Annotated in this window: 1 pseudogene; it reads left to right on the top strand. The window is 45.1% G+C overall.

The window, feature by feature from the left end:
- A pseudogene (locus ACUNWA_RS19035) lies at nucleotides 1-574 on the top strand (hypothetical protein); the annotation flags it as partial.

Genomic DNA, 574 nt, shown 5'->3' with positions numbered 1-574 from the left:
TGTCTGCCGGGAAATACAAAGATGTGGAGGCAACATCATTTGGCATGCGCGAATTAGGAGTTGAAAATACCACATTCACCATTAACGGTAAACGCACCTATATGCGTGGAAACCTCGAATGTTGTATCTTCCCCGAAACAGGTTATCCACCCATGACAATTGATGGCTGGATGAACGTATTGAAAACCATGAAAAGCTATGGACTAAACCACATGCGTACACATTCGTGGTGCCCTCCTAAAGCAGCATTCGAAGCGGCAGATATTCTGGGGATGTATATCCAGGCTGAAGCTCCTCGTGCCAATGTTTATAATGACACGGTGCGGGATAAGTTCATTATGGACGAATTATTGCGCATCAATAAAGCCTATGGAAATAATCCGTCTTTTATGTTCATGACCAGTGGCAACGAGTTAAGTCAACAAGGTCCAGATGAAGGGATTAATGCAGCGATGATCGCAAAGGCTAAGGAAGACGATAACCGTCATTTGTACTCCACCACTTCGGGCGGACATGGCATGGATCATAAGCAAAGCCGAACAAAAGTGGATGAATACCGGGTTGGAGGACAAAG

It is taken from the genome of Sunxiuqinia sp. sy24 (genome assembly GCF_052677165.1).
This window is presented reverse-complemented; position numbering and strand designations above follow the sequence as displayed.